Origin of the sequence: Chryseobacterium gallinarum, from assembly GCF_001021975.1 — a bacterium.
In the GTDB taxonomy this organism is placed as follows: Bacteria; Bacteroidota; Bacteroidia; order Flavobacteriales; family Weeksellaceae; genus Chryseobacterium; species Chryseobacterium gallinarum.
In genome coordinates this window covers 3,605,692-3,623,392 of sequence record NZ_CP009928.1, presented here as the reverse complement: position 1 = coordinate 3,623,392, position 17,701 = coordinate 3,605,692, and the positions used below count along the sequence as shown (strand labels likewise).

Annotated in this window: 11 protein-coding genes and 1 tRNA gene; 2 read left to right on the top strand and 10 right to left on the bottom strand. The window is 36.9% G+C overall.

Going from position 1 to position 17,701, the window contains the following annotated elements; genetic code table 11:
* Positions 1 to 133: 133 nt before the first annotated feature.
* From OK18_RS16035 to OK18_RS16005, 6 genes are all read right to left on the bottom strand, one after another.
* Positions 134 to 3,139, bottom strand: coding sequence for a reprolysin-like metallopeptidase (locus OK18_RS16035; protein WP_053328654.1), 3,006 nt, complete (start codon positions 3,137 to 3,139; stop codon positions 134 to 136).
* 586 nt (positions 3,140 to 3,725) lie between these two features.
* Positions 3,726 to 5,150, bottom strand: a complete 1,425-nt coding sequence (locus OK18_RS16030; protein WP_053328653.1) for a tetratricopeptide repeat protein — start codon at positions 5,148 to 5,150, stop codon at positions 3,726 to 3,728.
* A gap of 118 nt (positions 5,151 to 5,268) precedes the next feature.
* The gene (locus tag OK18_RS16025; protein WP_167336371.1) at positions 5,269 to 6,699 is read right to left on the bottom strand and encodes a tetratricopeptide repeat protein; all 1,431 of its coding nucleotides are present in this window, start codon (positions 6,697 to 6,699) and stop codon (positions 5,269 to 5,271) included.
* Between the two features lie 651 nt (positions 6,700 to 7,350).
* On the bottom strand, positions 7,351 to 9,093 hold the full coding sequence (locus OK18_RS16020) for an ABC transporter ATP-binding protein (RefSeq protein ID WP_053328651.1): 1,743 nt from the start codon (positions 9,091 to 9,093) through the stop codon (positions 7,351 to 7,353).
* Positions 9,090 to 9,308, bottom strand: coding sequence for a hypothetical protein (locus OK18_RS16015; protein WP_053328650.1), 219 nt, complete (start codon positions 9,306 to 9,308; stop codon positions 9,090 to 9,092). Before OK18_RS16015 ends, OK18_RS16020 begins: the two co-directional genes overlap by 4 nt.
* 426 nt (positions 9,309 to 9,734) lie before the next feature.
* Entirely contained in the window at positions 9,735 to 12,173 is a 2,439-nt protein-coding gene (locus tag OK18_RS16005; RefSeq protein WP_053328649.1) for a TonB-dependent receptor domain-containing protein, read from the bottom strand.
* 208 nt (positions 12,174 to 12,381) lie between these two features.
* Between OK18_RS16005 and OK18_RS16000 the strand changes: the two genes are divergently transcribed.
* Positions 12,382 to 13,413, top strand: a complete 1,032-nt coding sequence (locus OK18_RS16000; protein ID WP_156173311.1) for a sensor histidine kinase — start codon at positions 12,382 to 12,384, stop codon at positions 13,411 to 13,413.
* A complete protein-coding gene (locus tag OK18_RS15995) occupies positions 13,410 to 14,138 on the top strand; it encodes a LytR/AlgR family response regulator transcription factor (RefSeq protein ID WP_053328647.1) in 729 nt (242 codons plus the stop codon). Before OK18_RS16000 ends, OK18_RS15995 begins: the two co-directional genes overlap by 4 nt.
* Positions 14,139 to 14,289: 151 nt before the next feature.
* Here the strand turns inward: OK18_RS15995 and OK18_RS15990 are convergent.
* From OK18_RS15990 to OK18_RS15975, 4 genes are all read right to left on the bottom strand, one after another.
* A tRNA-Lys gene (locus tag OK18_RS15990) sits at positions 14,290 to 14,362 on the bottom strand.
* Positions 14,363 to 14,637: 275 nt separating this feature from the next.
* The gene (locus OK18_RS15985; RefSeq protein WP_053328646.1) at positions 14,638 to 15,438 is read right to left on the bottom strand and encodes an HAD family hydrolase; all 801 of its coding nucleotides are present in this window, start codon (positions 15,436 to 15,438) and stop codon (positions 14,638 to 14,640) included.
* Between the two features lie 256 nt (positions 15,439 to 15,694).
* On the bottom strand, positions 15,695 to 16,906 hold the full coding sequence (locus OK18_RS15980) for a TCR/Tet family MFS transporter (protein ID WP_053328645.1): 1,212 nt from the start codon (positions 16,904 to 16,906) through the stop codon (positions 15,695 to 15,697).
* A gap of 32 nt (positions 16,907 to 16,938) precedes the next feature.
* Entirely contained in the window at positions 16,939 to 17,661 is a 723-nt protein-coding gene (locus OK18_RS15975) for a thioesterase II family protein (RefSeq protein WP_053328644.1), read from the bottom strand.
* Positions 17,662 to 17,701 lie beyond the last annotated feature (40 nt).

Below are 17,701 nucleotides of genomic sequence, written 5' to 3'. Positions count from 1 at the left end.
GAAATACTAAGGGCACCCACTTATGATAATAACATAAAAAGGGCAATCTCAATTAGAGACAGCCCATTTCCCTCTTTAAAAAATAAATGTTTCTTCTCTCCCTAGATTCTGTTTCAGGAGGAAATCATCTGTGTTATTTTTTAATCAGTTTAGTATTATAATAAGTGTTCTGATCGTCTTTTATAGAAATCACATACATTCCTTTCACCAATGAAGCCACATTGATTCTTTGTCCGTCAATTCTGCCTTCCTGCACCAGCCTGCCTTCTGCATTGTAAATCTTATAGTCTGCTTTTCCTTTCAGATTCTTCACTTCCACAAAAGTATCTGCAGGGTTAGGATAAATGGAAACTTCAGATGTTGTATTTTTTATTTCTTTTGTTCCCAGAGTACTGCTACCTGAAATCCTTACAGGAAGATCCAAAACACCTCCCGCCTGGCTACTGATTTCACCGCAGGCATTCGTTAGAGCTGATGACGAAAACTTCCCTACTATTCTCATTCTTAACAATTTATCTCCGGAATAGGACGTTGCCGGAACGGTAAAATTATGACTCCCAAAATTAACAAGTCCTCCCGGAGCTGTTCCGGACAAGCTGCTGACCCTTTCTGTAGCTTCAAATACTCCATTTCTGTTATAATCAATCCACACAGAAACATTTTCATTTGCTCCTGCAAGCAAATTCACAATTGTAGGTTTCAATGTATATGAACTACCCTGGACAAGATTAACTACTTTGGAAGCATCTTCACTTAGATCTATATATGATCTTGCGACAACATTCTGATAGGTTACATTCGCTACCGTAACCGCTACAATTCCTGCAAAATACGGTGACCCTGAATTCAACAGGCAGTAATCAACTCCGGTTTTCAATCCTTTTGTTTTAAACGCATAATTGTCAGAAAAATTTCCAACAACAGAATTAACTACCGTGGCAACCTGTACCTCATAGTTTGTTTCATCCTCCAGGTTATTCAAAACCACTGAGTTTGCCTGGCTTACAATATTAGACCAGTTTACGGTTCCTGATTTTCTATAATTAATGGAGTAAGTAGCTCCTGGAACACTATTCCAGGATACTCTTGCTGTTGTTTTGAAAACTTCAGTATCTATTGTGGAAATACCTGTAGGCGCTGAGGTTGTTGATGTAGGAGCTGTTCCTACAGTAACGGCAGGAGAAACTGCGTAAAATATATTACCTACGGCTGATATTCTTAGCTTTACAGCACCGTTTACATTACCAGGCATTTGTACATTATAGCTGCCGGTATTAGGTGTGGACGCAATCAGATCTGTCCAGGTCATGCCGTTATCTGTAGTATAGTCTATTTTTACATTCGCTACGTTATACGGCGCATTATTAGTATTGGCAACATCCCAATAAATGGTATTCATTGTATCATTGTACAGCACTGAAGAAGGAGTAAGTCCGTTAAACTTAAAAGGTCCGTCATTTCCCACTGTAACGGAGGTTGTAGCGCTTGAAACCATTGGTCGTTGCGGATTCTGATCTCTTACTGTTACCGCATAATTTAATATCCGGGGGATGTAAGATACAGTTTCCCATCCCTGCTTGTTGGTTAGCATTCCATTCATCACGGTCTCCAGTTTAGGGAAATATCTTCTTCCGTTAGCGGTACCAGGAACTGATCTTGTCAGGGCTCCTTTGGGATTATACCCTAATCCGCTATCCCCTGAAATAGTAGAAAGTCCATCTGTACTATCATTCTGCTCCCAGGTATAATTCACAGGATCATTTTCTGCATCTACAGCAGAAGCTTCAAGATAGTAAGCTGTTCCCTTAGGAATATTATATGATGCCAGCGGATTGATTACAGGAGCTGTATTATTGTCAATATTTTGGGATGTTCCGCAATTAGTTTTATTTTCCAGATTAGTCAAAACCTGATCTATTGATTTATAATGAAAATAACCATCTGCATTAGCCTGTACATTATCGTAGGTAATCCCTGCATACCCCATAATAGTCGTTCCTCCTCCGGGTTCTACATTAGCTCCCTGCACGGCATCTGTAGCAGATGTGTTTGAAAACGTATGATTCGCACCCAATTGATGTCCCATTTCATGGGCTGCAGTAAAGTCAAAAACTTCTCCTGTAGGTATTGGCCCTTGTGTAAAGGCTGAACCTTTTTGTAAATCGGTATCATTTGCAGGATCTATACAGACTATACCGATTCCTCCTGCATTTCCGCTTCTTTCAGCATTTTGATTAAGAACATGCCCGATATCATAATTGGCGTTTCCAATTCCAGAAGTGAGGGTCTGTTGTAATTCAGTATTCAAATCATCAGTATAAGGGTCTGTTGCAGGATCAAGATATATGATTTGCGGGAAATTTTGAACTGTTAAATGAGCGCCAAAGTCCCGCTCAAAAACTCCGTTTATCCTCGTCATCGTATTGTTCATTGCTGCCAGAACCACCCCTTTTTTCACATCATCAGGAGCATTACCCGGAGTTCCTGCTGCCGTGAGCTGATATTGGCTATATTCTCCTGTAACAGACAATGCCATTCTAAAATTTCTGTATTTTGTATTGGTTGGCCTGCTGGTAATTCCCACTCCGGAAAGCATCTTTTTACCATTTTCAACCAGCTTACTGATATCTTTAAAATTATGTTCTCCCGTTTCACATTTAAAACCATGTTCTCCGTCTTCCCGAGCCTTATAAAACACACCATAAATTTGTCTATCGGTAGTAATTGGCTCAATAAACTGGAATATACCATCTTTAATAATCATAGATTGCATATCCGTTGGAGAAGTGCTGAATCTCAGGTATTTTGAGGGATCATCAATTCCCACTCCCACATATGAACCCAGCTGGTAACGGTCTACCAGAGATTGATCCATAACGGGATTGCTGTATACGGCAAATTTTTCAATTTTCCCTTCTGCTGTAGGTAATGAAATAACAACAGAGGCAGCCCCTTTTCCTGTTTCTACTGCATTTTTCAGAATTTCCCGAAGGGATGTCAGATCGACTCTGTAAGTCTGCTGCACTTCAACATCTTTTCTGATCTGGGAACTTTTTTGTGAGACAGATTCCCATTTCTGTCCGTATGTCACTGTTAATCCTGCCATCAGTGCACTAATCAGTAAAACATTTTTTCTCATAGAATTTTTTGGTTTATAATTTAAAAATGAAAACAATTGGAAAAATGACAACAGAAGTTTTTTACCTACAGTCTGTTTTATCACAATATTTCTTCCAACATTTCAAACAAAACTATACTTTAAATTCAAAAAAAGGTAAAAAAAGGACTACTACATAGATACAACACAACAATTAAACAACTGTATATCAAAATATTAAAAAACTCACCAAAAATAGAATTTTATTTGAAAAAACTCTCAAATAATCATTAAAAATTTTAAACAATTCAAATAAATATTAGAATTTGCACTTAAGTATGAAGGCAAGCATTTATTAATGATTCATTTGGGAAAGAAACAATTCTTCAGATCACAAAACATGGTAATCTCACTTAGCAGGGGGGTAAAAAATAGTAAATTCATAGAATAACCATCAATTATTCGTAAAAAAAATACGTGTCGTACTCGTGTAGTATAGTTTTTTTTTCTGATTACTAAAAAAATATTCAAATTTGAAAAAAGTAAACCACATAAAATAGCAAGTGGTGAAAAGAGAATATTTCGAGTAATTGCCTGGTTGATAAAATCAGGCAATTTTTATTTTATATCAGTTTAAACCATCAAAAAAATGATAGGTATCTGTTTCTGTGGGTATGTTTAGCCTTTTCCGGATTCTGTACTTTTTTTGCTGAACCGTTCTATGCTGCACAAGGGTATAGCTTGCAATTTCCTTGGATGTAAAATGCAATTTAAGCATGGCACAAAAAGTGAGTTCAGAATTTTCGAGATCAGGGTTAATCATCAAAAGTTTGTCTATAAATTCCGGATATATTTCTCTAAAGCGGGTCAGGAACTCAGGATCATTTTTCCTCGCCAACTCTATAATTTCTTCCTGTTTTTTACTATCCATACGGTTTCTTAATTTTTCTGCCTCTATTTTAAGATCCCGTTTTCTCTTCCTTAATGAGCTTATAATCCTCCATGCATATGTTCCCGATAAAGCAAAAACAGCAAGTGATAAAAAAACAACCCATTGCATTTTATTTTTATGCTTCTCAGAATCTTCTTTTGCTCCTGCAATAAATGACTCCATATCCTGATTAATTGTTTTTAATAAAGCGGTGTTTGTTTTATTTTTTGCTTCCGTATAAGCTTTCAAATAAAAGTAGGCCTTTTCCTTATCTCCTTTCTGTTCATACAATGTTCTGAGATCATTATAGATATACTTGGTGTAATATGCATAAATACGCTTTGTTTTATCATCTATTTCCAGTGCCTCCATAAGAGCCTGTTCGGCCTTATCATATTGTTTGTCCGCAATATAATATTCTCCCAGGATGGTACTGGTATATAGTGCTATGCCATCCTTTTTACCTTTTGCTTTGGTGTTATAATAAGCCTGCATAACATATTTTTTGGCAGAGTCCATCTTTTTATTCATATAGATATAATCACTTATGGCACAGGCAGCCAATCCTGTATCATCTAATCTTCTGGCTTTTTGAAAATATTCCAGCGCCTTTTGAGGCTGCTTCTTCTGCATGAGATAGGTAGCCTCCCTGAGATAAATATTAAAAAGAATATTCTTTTTCAACTCGGAATTTTCACTTTGCCGGATCCAGCGCATAGCTTCTTTATTGTATTCAAATGCTTTATCTACCCTCCGCAGTTCCATATTAAACCGGCCGTAGACATTATAAAATCTGGCTTTATGAATAGCATTTTCAGAATGATTTAAAATCTCCTTTGCATTATCAAAAAGAATCTGGGATTTCTGATAGTTTTCCAGGGAAATATTCACTTCGGCCAGGTTAATATAACACAAAGCTTTTCCTTCTTCATAATTGGCTTTATCAGCTTGTTTGTAATATCTTTTATTAAGGTTAACCAAAGAATCATACTCACCTTCAAGCCTAAACTTTTCATTCTGTTTAAGCAGTGAAGTATCAAAGTTTTCTCTGAATTCTTTCTTTGACCGCTGATTACAGGAAACCAGGATAATGGCTACAATAGAAAGTAAAATACACTTCATAAGGCTTTCTATATTGATGGGGAATATTTACGGATATAAGTTATCATTAAAAAATGGTTTTTAGGCTGTCTCCTCTATTATATTATTTTTAAATGTCCCATTGTTTCTTGTACAGGCATTAAGCACTTAATTTTTCAAAGAAATTATAAATGTCTTCATCACCCGGGATATTCAGTCTTTTCCTGATTCTGTATTTTTTCTGATGTACAGATTTATGTTGAACGAATGTATAATCTGCGATTTCTTTAGACGAGAACTTTAATTTCAGCATGGCACAGAAAACCAGTTCAGAATTCTCAAGGTCCGGATTGATCTTTAAAAGTGCACTGATAAAATCCGGGTACAATTCTTTGAATTTCAGCAAAAATGAAGAGTCATTCTTTTTGGCAAGCTCAGTTACTTCCTGCAGCATTTTATGATATATAGTATGTTTCAGCTCTTCGGTTTCCTGTTTCAGGGTTATTTTTTTTGCCCTCAGCATTTTTATCATTTTCTGAATATAGATTCCGGAGATTGTAAGAACTGTAATAGACAAGGCAACAAACAGGGGGAGATCATTTTTATGCCATTCTGAATCTTTTTCCATTGCTGAAATAAAGTTTTCTGTTGTTTTATTCATAGTGGCCAATCTCGCCGCATCAAGTCTTCCTTCCTCCTCCATATATTTTTTCAAATAAAAATAAGCTTTACCTCCATCATTCTTTTTTTTGTATAATTCGGATAATGATTTATACACTCCTTCTATATGGGAAGAATAGGTGCGCCTTGTTTTAATATTGATTTCAAGTGCTTTTTTTAATGACGCTTCAGCTTCATCACTGCTATTTATTTCATTATAATAATAGCCCATGGTATAGTAAACCCAAAGAGATTCCACATCACTGGTTTTTTGGGCAGACATTTTTTCAGCCGCCCAGGCAATATACATCTGTGCAGAGCCGGGCTCATTGACAAACAAATAATACTGGGCCACCATACAGTTGGTATACGCAGAATTTTCCAGCTCATTAGCTTTCAGGAAACACTTCAAGGAGGTGCCATACCAGCCTTTACGCGCAAAATAAATTCCTTTGTTCACATACAGCCTGGGAAGCAGCTTATTTTTCAGGGGCGATTCTTTGGCTTCCTTTAGATAACGAAATGCTTTATTGTTATATTCTATTGCCTTATCATATAATTTCAGGTGAGAATTGTACAGACTATAGTCATTATAAAATAAAGCTTTATGGTACTTATTTTCAGAATTAGTAAGTTTTTGTTCTGCTTTATTGAAGAAAAACAAGGCTTTTTCATAGTTTCCCGCAGATACATTTACATCTGCTATATTGAGATAGCAAAGTCCTTTGCCTGCATTATATTTTAATTTGGCAGCTTTTTTCAGATAATCCACATTAAGACGGATCAGCGCTTCATATTCACCGGAAAGATGGAGTGCCGTATTGCGTTCTGTCAGAGACGTATCAAAAACTTCTATATCTTTTTTATCAGAAGCCTTCTGCTGGCATGAAACAATAAATAACAAGCCTGTGTACAGTGTACAGGCTATCATTTTCATTATAGCTTTTGAATATTTTTTAATGATACAATCCAATTTTAATTTTTCTCTATCATGGCTATATACCTACCTAAGCACATATCTTAAAAAAGCAGCCTTATAAAGCACATATTCCACATTTTTCATGCCAATTGTGTTATAAATATACATAATTTATCATCTAATCAGGAAATAACTTTATTCCATGCATTATGATTTATACGTTATTTGATCCTTCCATTTTGTTGCTCAAACTAATCCTTGTCTGATTCAGGTCTTTTTAATGTATACTTGCTGAAGTTGTTTAACAGATTCTGGCTTTCTCTCTTCAGTTTTTACAATAAGACTGTTTTCGCTTTAATTTGTTACATTATTTATTATTAAAATAGTGTGATTATTCTATACGAATCATTACTTTATATTGTAAAGTTCAAAGACAGAATCAATTTTATATACCGGGTCAGTAATGTTTTAGTTAAAAAGCCACTGAAATTTCAGTGGCTTTAAGTTTATTTACTTGTAAATAGTTACTTTTTAATCTTTAATTTATTCTCAAACAATACTAAGCCCTGACATTAATATCAGGGCTTCAGCCATCTAATCAACAACCTATTTAAACATTTGTGCTATTCTGGCATTTTAATACTTATTCATCCATTATTGTAGCTAACTCCTATCTGATTCCAAAAGTTTAGTATAATAGCCATTCTTCTCAAGCAGTTGTTGATGGGTTCCTTTCTCTACAATGCTGCCAAGATGCATTACCACAATTTGATCTGCATGACGCACAGTAGATAACCGATGTGCAATTGTTATAGTAGTAACATTATGCATCGATTCACTTAAGGCACTTGATAGATGACGTTCAGTAATTGTATCCAATGCACTTGTAGCTTCATCCATAATGATAATAGCTGGTTTTCTTAACAATGTCCTTGTCAGGGAAAGTCTTTGTTTTTCCCCCCCTGAAAAGCGATAACCATGCTCTCCTATCGGTGTATCATATTGTAATGGAAGGCTGATAATAAAGTCATGCAGCTTCGTAATCTTAGCAGCATTAATCAACTCCAGGTCAGTAGCTCGGGGATTGGCAAAAAGCAAATTTTCCTTTATCGTCCCATTGAGCAGGTAAGGATCCTGTGAAACTACGCCAAGAATATCTGTAAGTGAATGAGAGCTTAACTTCCTGATATCAATACCATCAATATAAATAGCTCCTCTATCTGCTTCATAAAGCCCTGCAATAAGATAGCCAACAGTCGTCTTCCCGGAACCTGTAGCCCCAACAATAGCAACATGGCTGCCACCCGGAATGTCAATTGTTATATCCGACAACAGCTGGGTTGCACCTTCATATGAAAAACTGACATTTTTAAGTTTTATATCACCTTTAACTGTCTTTTTATTTAACACAACTGCTTCTGACAGCTTACGGACCTGAGAAGGTATATCCAGATACTCGAATATACGGGAAAACAATACACGGGTTTTACGCACTTCAATACTTGTACGAAGCAGCTCCTGCAATGGGAATGTCAATTGTTCCTGTAGTGCAATTAACGCCATAAGCGTACCAATTGAAACATGATTTCCACCTTGTGTTCTAAGCCCACCCAACAGTAAAGTCAGTGCCGGAAGAATGGTCAGCAACAAATAAATAATCTGCCATTGCCATTCATTGGAAGTACGCGAGTGAACTTCCAAATCCGCAACATCTTTGGATGTTTTTGAAAATTTACTGATCAGAAATCCTGACTTCCCCATTGTACGGGAAAGAATTATACCTGGTACTGACAGGGTTTCACTTATTTCTGAGGATAAATCGGCCAGTTTTTGTCTTTGTTTTTCTGCAACTTTTTCCCGTAATGCTCCCACCCAATTACTCAACAGTAATGTTAATGGGACAACAGTTAGTGAAAACAATGAAAGTTTCCAATCCAACAGAAACATAGCAATGACTGTCATGATCACAATACTTAGATTTTTAGTAGCTTCCTGCGCAGTGTTGGAAACAAGTTCCTGCAATGATCCTATATCCTGTGTAATGCGGGACTGAATTTCACCACCACGCGTATCTGTGAAAAAGTTCAATGAAAGGGAATGTAAATGTGAATACAGCTTTACCCGGAGATCATGAAGCACAGATTGTCCGATTTTCGTTGAAATTATTGTCTGAACCATATTGATTACAGCAGAAACAATGGTTACCAGAACCATGGCAATAACTAATGTGACCAATAACTGCATGTTAGCATGAGGAAGCGCATCATCAATGATGCTCCGTAATAAAAATGGCATCGCCATTCCTGCTCCTGCTCCGATAAAGATAAGCGCTATGGAACCAAGTAACTGCCATCTATAAGGTCTGAAAAAACCGTAAATACGGTATAATGAAACGTGCTCTTTCATATTCTTTCCCAAAAGCCTTTTTCCTGTGCACGTACCTCTATTTTTTTCAGAGAAGTAATTGTCGTGACAAACTCCTTATTAATTATTGTATCAATACTTATGGGTTGTTTAACCGGATATGCCTGTACAACTTCTTTTCCTTCTTTAACAGGACCGCAGCCCGTTGCTAACCCGAGGAAAACGATGGGAATAATTACAAAGGCTTTTTTATTCATGATAAATTTATTATTACTATTTTTTTATGATTGTTGCTAAATTCAGGAAGATGTCTTGTTTATATTTCTGAGCAGCATAGACTGAGTGCCAAAGACATAGAAAAGATGCTCATCATTTCCTTGCAGGCAAAGTCATCATCTATACATCCTTCGTCATATTTAGAAACTACTGCAAGTTCATTAACAAGTTTCGGAGAATATTATTCCGCCACGTGGATATAATTCCCGGTGATCTTTTATCGCTTCATTTTGTTGATCTGTAAAAACATTCAGCCCAGTAGTCACTTGAGTTGCCTGATCAAGAAAAGTACTGGAGTATTTTTCTTGATGGTAAATATTATTTATACTTGATATATTCATTTAAAAAATGTATTTGATGTTAACATTTGCATATCGTCTTAGGTCATAAACCACATATTAATAATTTTACTTTCTTCTCCTTCTTAGAGATTTGTCATCCGACTGATCCGGAAAATGGCTGTCTTTTTCTTTTGAAGCACTTAATCCTCCAAATTGCCAGCTAAACGTTAACGTTGCTGCTCTGTTATAAAATCTGTTGATCTGTGTACTTTGGAAAGTAGGAGCAAAAGCATACACTGTTTCCCTGAAATTGCTCTGGAATGGATTGATTACCGCTAATGTAAGACTTGCCTTATTATTCATCAAATCTTTCTTCAACGCAAAACGATAGGAGTAATTAGCCGAATTTTTGCCCTGTAGTGTGATAAAACCATTTCCATAATCTGCTGAAGCACTGAACTGAAGATCCTTCATCAGATTAATTGTATTGCTGATACTGGAATTAAAAAATGTTCCATCGTTCTTAAGACCTAAGGAACTACTTCGGAATTTCAAATGGAATATCTCTGCACCTGCGTTGACAGTCCAGTTTTTAACGGGATTAAAAACCGTATTTACATTCAGTCCCATTCGTGTGCTTTCACCGATATTATCCGGCATGGTGTACGAAATCCCCTTCTCATCAACCCTGGTAATCTGTTCTACTGCACTTTTATTGGCGCTGTAATACAGACTGCTTGTCAATAATGTATTCTTAGTTCCTGTATACGTATGGGAAAGTTCCAGCTTTCTGGTCAACTCAGGCTTCAGATACGGGTTTCCTTTTATAATATTTAACGGATCGGCTGCATTGGCGTAAGGATTCAGATCCATGATCCACGGGCGACGGATTCTTTCATTATAATCTAATTTTACTTCATGACGCTCTCCTAATTTTTTTACGACCAATAAATTGGGTACCCAATTAGAAAATTTTCTCGTGTAAGGGGCATTATTCTGAAATGTCGCATTGATATCTGTATTTTCAAAGCGGATTCCAGGGCGTAAGGACCAATCATTTCCAAGATCAAAATTTAGAGTGGCATAAGCTGAAAAAATTTGCTGTCTATACTGCATACTTCCCGAGCGATCTGGATCTACAGGCAGTGCACTATTAAGAACTTCATATACGCTCCTGGAGGTATTTCCCAGATATTTCACACCCGTCTCCAGTGATGTCTTACCTTCCTGCCCGAATGGGTGTGAATAGTCAGCCTGAACACTCCACTCTCTTTCCTTGCTGTTATTGGGTCCCTGCTCTATAAAGGCCGGTTTACCATCCGGTTTATACTGTTCGGTGGTATAGTTTGAAACATCAGCGGCCGTAGAAACCTGACCTATTATCTGTAATTCCTGCCCTTCCCGGTGAAATTTTTTCTGATAATTCAAGACCCATTCTGAAAAATTGAATTTACCGCTTTGCTCAGTTTTTTGTCTATACTCCTGATATTGGTTTGCAGTAGTATATCGATTATATAATCCACCATTTTGTGGCCACGAACCATTCCAATAAGAATAGTTTGCTTCCAGGGTCTGCAGGGAATCTATTTTATATTGAGCTGAAAGGCTCGCAGAACCACCCTTTGTAGTTTGTAACATATTTGATTCCTGAAAAAGGGATCCCATTTGTTTTCCATTATTAAGATTTGTCCTGGTAAGAGAAGAAGTCGTTCTTTCACGTTCCACACTATAGTTGCCCATAGCGGAAAAATTGAATTTACCTGAACTCATATTTAGTGATAAATTTCCTGTGTGCTCCAGGTTTCCTCCGGTCATATCCAGAGTTCCACTGGTTCCCTTTAATTTCTTTTTTGTAATGATATTCACGACCCCAGCAGCACCTTCTGCCTCATATTTAGAAGACGGATTCGTAATAACCTCCACAGAGACAATTGAACTTGCAGGAATCATTTTTAATGCTTCCTTCAGATTCTTTGCCATTATGCGTGAAGGTATTCCATTAATAAGGACTTTAATATTAGAGTTTCCCCGCAACTTAAGGTCACCATTGGCCCCAACAGTCAACATCGGTGCTTTACGCAATACATCTGCTGCATTTCCTGATTTATTACTGATGTCCGAAGCAGCATTATAGATAAGCTTGTCTCTAGCACTTTGAACCAAAGGCTTTTTCCGGCTTGCTACTACTGTAACTCCCTCAAGCAAGTTACTTTTTGTATCCAGATATATTCTTCCAAGATCAATGTCCTCTTGTTTCATTGTTATAGCACCAGAATTATAGTCGTTAAAACCAATATAATTAATGACAACAGTGATCGTTGTCAAAGGCTTCACTTTTAAGCTAAATGTTCCATCTTTGCGCGTGTTCATCGAACTTACCATTCGCCCGTCAGCATTTTTGATAACCACCGTGCTTCCTGCCAGTACCACATTTTCATTTCCGCTTATAACAGTTCCTTTAATTTCAACTTCATTTGCTGCTGTCTGGGCCATTACAAGTGTTGTATTTAACAAGACCGTAAGCACCATCATTTGCCTCCATAAGTTTTTCAATAATTCTTTCATTTGCAAAAATTTAGTACTGCAAAACAAAATCATATACAGCGGGCTTAAAAATAAAACTGACGAATAGGCCTGATTAAATGTCAAAAAACGTTTGTCATTTTAATTTTCCGGATTACTTTTATTTTCTGAATTTTGAAAGATGAAAATGATACAATGAAATTTTGTGATAAGCAATGATGATCTGGAATCTGAAAATGGCACTTATATTATGAATACAACGACAATCAGCAAACGAAAAAGATGGAGACAGGAGATTATCATCTTCTGTTCGATGTATATTCTTACTATGCTTCACGAGTGGTTGTTCATTAATTCCCTTGAAAATTTTTTAAAAGGCCTTGTCTTTTTTGTAATCCTGTATGTACAGGCTCAGATTCATCGGTTTTTTATCTTCAGATTTTATCTGCTCAGGAAATATTTCAGCTATATTTTTTACTCGTTAGCTGTTATTCTGGCAGGTGCATCTGTTCTCTTTATTGCAAACATCTACTGGATTCAACCTGATTTTTTTGAACCAGGTGAACTGGCACTTGGTTTCCTATATCATTTTGTGATTTGTATCATCAGTACAGCAACCATAATGGCTCTGTCACTGATGCAGAGTTACGCCTTAGAAGTACAGCGTAGAAGTATGGACCAGATTCTGCTCAATGAAATGAATCTAAAATTCCTTCATGCACAGCTAAATCCACATTTTTTCTTTAATATGCTCAATAACCTGTATGGAGTGAGCTTAACGGAACCGGACCGGACTCCGGGACTTATTGTCAAATTATCTGAGCTAATGCGTTACCAGATAGAAAATGGCAACGTTCCGAAAGTCTCACTGGCAGACGAGATCAATTTCATTCGGAATTATATTGATTTGGAAAGAGAACGAATCGGTAAAAGATGTGATATACAGTTTATATGCAATCATTCATCGGAGGAAATGAATGTATGGCAAATCTCCCCCCTGCTTCTTATTATCCTGGTCGAAAACAGCTTTAAGCATAGCCAGAACCTGTCCAATTGGTTTGTTTATATTCACATTGAACTAAAATCCGATAAGTTGTTGATGACCATTGATAATTCGCTGGCAGATAAAAAACTTAAGAAACCGTCTACACAGGTAGGTCTGAATAACCTTAAACAAAGATTATCTTTTATATACAATGGTGATTTCAGCCTCAATGAAAAGCAGTTTGAAACCACTTATGAAACAGCGCTTATAATCCCACTCCAAAAACAGCTTATATGAACCAGTTAAATTGTATTATTATTGACGATGAAGAAGGTGCCCACCGCGTACTGGAGCATTTTATCAACCAGCTTAAGCAACTTAGACTTAACGGATCCTTTTACACCGCTGTAGAAGCAATGGAATATGTATATAATAACCAGGTGGATATTATGTTTCTTGATATCAATATGCCTGGTCTAACGGGAATGGAAATGCTCGAAGCGATGTCTAATAAACCTTTTGTGATCCTCACTACTGCCTACAAAGAATATGCACTGGAATCCTATAAATATGATGTGGTTGATTACCTGGTTAAACCATTTGATTTTAAAACCTTCCTTTCAGCAATTGATAAAGTAATCAACCGTTTGGGGTCAACTAAAAGAATTTTAGAGCAGGCCAATAACAACGCAGACTATCCTGTATCAAAAGCTGACCACCTTGTTATAAAAGTGGATAATGAAATCGTGAAACTGGACTTTAGTTCGATATACTATACCCAGAGTTACGGCAATTATGTAAAATTTTTCACGGCTGAGAAAATGTATATGAGCCAGATCACTACACAGGAAGTAGAAAACAAACTGGATCCCAAAATGTTTGTCAGAATCCATAAGTCTTATCTGGTTGCATTGAAGGAGATTTCCAAAATTGCTGGTGGCGAATTATTTTTAAAAAACGGGACAAACCTGCCGATTGGAAAGTTCTACAAAAAAAATGTGATTGATAGGATGAAAAATTAGCTTATTGACTTCTGATGCATATAACTGCCAGATCAAGAAACTAAAAAGTAACTTTGCAATTATCTGTTTATTATCAATTACTTTTAACTCCTTGATTTGATCAATATATGCAGAAAAAAAAGAGACAACCTTTAGTAGTTGTCTCCTTAAGTGACCCGGCTGGGATTCGAACCCAGGACCCATACATTAAAAGTGTATTGCTCTACCAGCTGAGCTACCGAGTCGGCCTTTGTTTTTAACAAAATCCCTTTATTTAAGGGACTGCAAAGATAGAAACTTTTTCTTTAACTCCAACTTTTTTCTGTATTTTTATTAAATAAATTTAACTTCAATCCTGCATGGCAAAAGCTTTTTGTCTACTGTAATAATACAATAAGGAATACTTTGTTCATCAACTTCTGCTTGCCAGATAAATGGATATGAGAACATTCCATATATTTTATGATAAAAAAAGTATTCAAAAGAGAAACTTTTCAGAATAAACACCCAGATGGCGGTATTAATTCAGATGCAAATAATCCTTAATCGTTTTTAGAACTCCGAAGCTATCATTGGTACAAGCTTCAAAACTTGCTACCTGTTTCACATTCGGATGGGCATTTTTCATGGCGTAAGAATATTTGGCATTCTTCAGCATTTCTATGTCGTTCATATAATCCCCGAAAGCCATTGTATTTTCAGGTGAGATTCCCAGCGATTTCTGAAGGATTTTCAGAGCATTTCCTTTATTGATATCCTTATTCATAACATCCAGCCAATGTGCTCCTGAAACCACCACTTCCAGGCCGAATTCCTCAAATCTTTTAAGGGCCGGATACAGATATTTTTCGGAACCTTCCGGGTGATAAACCGCTATTTTAAAGGCGGTATCATCAATTTTTTCCGTCAGGTCGTCCTTTTTCATGTTTTCGGTATAATATTTTGAGAAAAAGTCTACAAACTTCTGATCTTCGGTTTCATAATAAGCCATCTTTTTAGCTGATAATACGGCTTTGGCACCCGGTATTTCGCGGACAGCTTTAATAATATCAACAATATACTGATATTCAAGCGTATCGGCAAAAAGCTCCTGATTTTTATAGATAACGTATCCACCGTTTTCAGCAATAAAACCGATCTCACTTTCTATTTCTCCAAAATAATGGGTAATGCCCGGCATCTGTCTTCCGCTTGCGGGTACAAATACAATATTTCTTTTTTTCAGTTCTTTATAAACTTCTGCAAACTCAGGGCTCATTTCATGGCTGGAGTTGAGAAATGTCCCATCCATGTCCGTCACAATTAATTTAATCTGTTCCATAATTTTATTGGGAAAAGCGAAATTCTGTACGTAGCAGAATCATCATTTGCTTTTTCTTTTCAAAGATATTGATTTATTATTTTTTCCTGTAATGAATGATGGGAAGATTTCTTAATATAGCTGCACTTTGTTCCGGGGTGATGTCCCGCTGAGGCTCAGCCAGCATTTTTTTTTAAACAGCAAAAAGGGCTCATTAAAAAATAGCCCATTGTATAACGAATATAAAATATTACCTATTATTATTTCGAGTCTATTTCTATTTTTGCCGGGAGAATGATGAATAAATGCTCCAGCTTCCAATGAAAGCAAAAAATGCGGCAAAGATAAAGGGAGCCCCACTAAAGAAAACCGGTGCTTTACCGGAAGTAAAATAAGCAAATACCCCTGTCATCATAAGGGGGCCAAAGACAGCAGTAATGCTCCCGATACTGGACAAACTTCCCTGCAATAATCCTTGTTTATGATCAGGTACATTGGAAGATATTAAACTTTGAAGGATAGGAGTAGCCATTCCTCCTAATGCATAAGGAACCATAACTACAAAAGCCATCCATGATGCATTGATGAATGCAAACAATAACAAACTGACACAATACATCAACAAACAAATCATAACAGATTTCTTCTGCCCCAGTTTATTAATGAATAATCCGATGAATAGTCCCTGGGATATTACCATTAAAACACCAAAAAAACCTAATGAATACCCTATCATATCTGCCTTCCAGTGAAATTTTTCCATCCCATATACATTCCAGGTGCTTTGCATAGCGTGTCCCGACAAAGCAATAAATACAAAAGCAATAATAAGGGAGGGAGAAAGTATTTCTTTTTTAATACTTTTCATAGCTCCTACCGGATTTACTGTTTTCCAGGAGAACTGTCTCCGGTTGTTCTCTTTAAGTGATTCCGGCAGAACAAAGAAACCATATAGTACATTAAGCAGGCTCAGTGCGGCGGCGGCATAGAAGGGAATTCGTTCTCCGTACTGCCCCAGCACACCTCCGATCAGGGGGCCTATTATTAAACCAAGTCCTGCAACCGCGCTTATCATCCCGAAATTCTGACTTTTCTTTTCAGGAGTACTGACATCTGAGACATAGGCTGTAGCGGTGGTCATACTGGATCCCATAATTCCTGCTATTATTCTTCCTGCAAACAGCCACATGAGGTTGGGTGCTATGGCAAGAATCAAATAATCAATTCCAAGTCCTAATAAAGACCATAACAATAATGGACGTCTTCCATACCGGTCACTAAGGCCTCCCAACACAGGAGCAAATATAAATTGCATTAAGGCATAGATGGAGATAAACCAGCCAATATATTGTGTAGTAGTACTTAAGTTCCCCTTTGATAGTTTTAAAATGAGGGTGGGCAGTACAGGAGCAACAATTCCTATCCCAATAATATCAATCAGGATTGTAATATAGATAAAGGTTAATGCGTATTCTTTTTTTCCAGGCATATATGAGGTTTTATTTTATGATGAATAAGGCATTATTTGGCCATTGCGGCATTCATCAGGTTTTTGATAACTTGAGCCAGATAATTGAAATTCTGATTGATGAAGAAATGGTTTCCATTTACAATCTGACATTCACAGGATGCTTCTGTATACTTGGCCCAGTTTCTTATATTCAGGGCATATTTTTCACTCTTCCCCATTACCGCAAAGATTGGAGTCTGTATTTTTATATCAGGGGTCTGGTTATTCTTATTTTCCAGAAGCCCGAAGTCTCCTCTCAGTAGGGGCTCAAAGAAGTCTAATAATTCTTCATACTGCATTACCTCATCGGAAATCCCGCCCAGTTTTCTTACTTCAGCGAAGAATTCTGTTTTGGGAAGGTCTGCAATAAGCGGAGTATTTTTTATGCCCGGCCCCGGATATCCGGTAGCAACAAAATGTACGGGAGCATCGTTCTCTTTTTCCATAGCGTGGCAAATTTCAAAACCCAAAATAGCTCCCATGCTGTGACCGTAGATCAAATAAGGAACATCTTTTTGTCGGGTACGTTTTATCTGGATCAATATGTCTGCTATGGCTTCTTGTTTATCTTTTAAAGGGGGTTCTGACATCCGGTTTCCTCTTCCCGGGAGTTCCGGTGTTTCGATCTGGAATTGTGACTGTAATTCTTCTATTAAAGGGCGGAAAGAATTCCTGTCTCCGCCGGCATAGTGTAATAAAAATATCTGTGGTTTGGATGATGTTATTCTGTTCATAGGTTTTTTCTTTTCTCTTTTACATGAAAGTATGGGAGAC

Excerpts from the sequence above, each read along its gene's own strand:
- OK18_RS16035 (WP_053328654.1), bottom strand. The coding sequence starts at position 3,139 with ATGAGAAAAAATGTTTTACTGATTAGTGCACTGATGGCAGGATTAACA.
- OK18_RS16030 (WP_053328653.1), bottom strand. The coding sequence starts at position 5,150 with ATGAAGTGTATTTTACTTTCTATTGTAGCCATTATCCTGGTTTCCTGT.
- OK18_RS16025 (WP_167336371.1), bottom strand. The coding sequence starts at position 6,699 with ATGATAGCCTGTACACTGTACACAGGCTTGTTATTTATTGTTTCATGC.
- OK18_RS16020 (WP_053328651.1), bottom strand. The coding sequence starts at position 9,093 with ATGAAAGAGCACGTTTCATTATACCGTATTTACGGTTTTTTCAGACCT.
- OK18_RS16015 (WP_053328650.1), bottom strand. The coding sequence starts at position 9,308 with ATGAATAAAAAAGCCTTTGTAATTATTCCCATCGTTTTCCTCGGGTTA.
- OK18_RS16005 (WP_053328649.1), bottom strand. The coding sequence starts at position 12,173 with ATGAAAGAATTATTGAAAAACTTATGGAGGCAAATGATGGTGCTTACG.
- OK18_RS16000 (WP_156173311.1), top strand. The coding sequence starts at position 12,382 with ATGAATACAACGACAATCAGCAAACGAAAAAGATGGAGACAGGAGATT.
- OK18_RS15995 (WP_053328647.1), top strand. The coding sequence starts at position 13,410 with ATGAACCAGTTAAATTGTATTATTATTGACGATGAAGAAGGTGCCCAC.
- OK18_RS15985 (WP_053328646.1), bottom strand. The coding sequence starts at position 15,438 with ATGGAACAGATTAAATTAATTGTGACGGACATGGATGGGACATTTCTC.
- OK18_RS15980 (WP_053328645.1), bottom strand. The coding sequence starts at position 16,906 with ATGCCTGGAAAAAAAGAATACGCATTAACCTTTATCTATATTACAATC.
- OK18_RS15975 (WP_053328644.1), bottom strand. The coding sequence starts at position 17,661 with ATGAACAGAATAACATCATCCAAACCACAGATATTTTTATTACACTAT.